General features: G+C 73.4%; 2 protein-coding genes. One reads left to right on the forward strand and one right to left on the reverse strand.

What is annotated here, in order from left to right:
- Nucleotides 1-9: 9 nt before the first annotated feature.
- Nucleotides 10-435 (reverse strand): NsdA family TPR-like regulatory protein, encoded by a 426-nt coding sequence (locus tag CCN72_RS37730; RefSeq protein WP_208638211.1) that lies wholly within the window; start codon nt 433-435, stop codon nt 10-12.
- A gap of 211 nt (nt 436-646) precedes the next feature.
- Between CCN72_RS37730 and CCN72_RS37735 the strand changes: the two genes are divergently transcribed.
- Nucleotides 647-1,453, forward strand: an 807-nt coding sequence (locus CCN72_RS37735; RefSeq protein ID WP_086812715.1) for an acyltransferase domain-containing protein, incomplete at its 3' end; no start/stop codon positions are given.

Here is a 1,453-nt window from a genome sequence, read left to right on the forward strand (position 1 = left end):
GGCCGACCCCTACGCCCTGCTCGCGGCGGGCGGGGACTCGTCCGGTCCGCCCGCCGCCAGCAGGGCGTAGGGGTCGGCCAGGGCGAGACCGCATCGGCAGGTGCCGTGCAGTATCCGGTCCAGGCGTGCCACGGCGCCTCCTTCGCCCGTGCTCTCCCCGTCGGGGCTCGGCCGGCCGGGGGCGAGGAGCCCAGTGTCCTCCGCGCGTACCCGCCTGTCGAGGCGTCGTGAGAGGGCCTGCGCGACGAGCTGGGGCACGGGAGGGCGCGGCCGGCTGCCCGTCAGCCAGTGGGCGACCGTGGTGCGGTCGTAGTGGTACGGGGTTCCCTGGGCGGCACCCAGGGCGTTGACCTCGCGGGCGAGCCGGGCGCCGCTCCAGCCTGCCTCGGCCAGCAGGATCCGCAGGGCCTGATTCGGAGTACGGGGCGATCGCACGTTGCTCTTCCTGTCCCGAGCGACCGGTCGTCAGTACGAACGTTCAACGCCATTTCGGGTTCAACAGGTTCGCGCCCTTGCGGGGCCATATTCACGCGCCGGGTTCCGGCAGGCTCGTCATGTGCCAAGAGCCGCGGCGACCACAGCCCCGCGGGACCCCCCACCCCTCGTCCCGCGTGCATCGCCCCCCTTGATCGAAGGAAAGTGCCCGATGTCCACCCGTTCCACCCACGGACTTCCTTCCCGGCCCTCAGGGAAGCGTCCCGTTCATCTGTTCCCCGGGCAAGGTGACTTCTCCGTCACTTCTCTGGTCCGCGCCGTACGGACCACGGACGTCCTGCGCGACGCCGTGGGCGAGGTTTTCGGACAGCTCGACGACATAGCCGCCGAACACGATCTGCCCCTTCTCGCGACACGTTTACTGGGCTCCCGGCCGCCAAGCGCGCGCGAACTCGCCGAGGCCCCCGCCGGAACCCTTCAACTCGCCACGTACGGCGCCTCGCTGGCGGTCCACCGAGCGCTGAGCCGTGTCTACGGGCCGCCGGCCGCGGTCGTCGGCGTCAGCTTCGGGGAGATCGCGGCGGTCACCGCCTCCGGTGTGCTCACGGTGGCGGACGGGGCGCGCGCGGCCCTCGACCTCACGCGGGTCCTGGCCTTCTGCCCGGGCGGGCTGACCGTGCTCGGCTGCGCGGCGGACCACGCCGCCCGGCTGCTCGCGACGGCCGGGGCCGCGGACACCGTGGTGGCGGTGGTCAACGACGACCGCACGGTGGTGGTCTCCGGCCCGTCAACCGACCTGGTCCGGGTGGAGAAGACGGCCGGGGAACTGGGCACGTCCGCCGTCCGGCTGCGGCTGCCGTTCTCCTCGCACCACCCCGCGCTCGCCCCGCAGGCCGAGGCGCAGATCGTCGTCCGGGCGGTAGGAACGCTGGGCCACGGCGGAGAACACCGGGCAGCGGGCCCTGGACCAGGGGTAGGCGCGCAGCAGGGTGGCGAACGCCTCGGCCTGCGGGGCGAG

The sequence above is a fragment of the Streptomyces murinus genome (genome assembly GCF_002154555.1).
Classification (GTDB): Bacteria; Actinomycetota; Actinomycetes; order Streptomycetales; family Streptomycetaceae; genus Streptomyces; species Streptomyces murinus.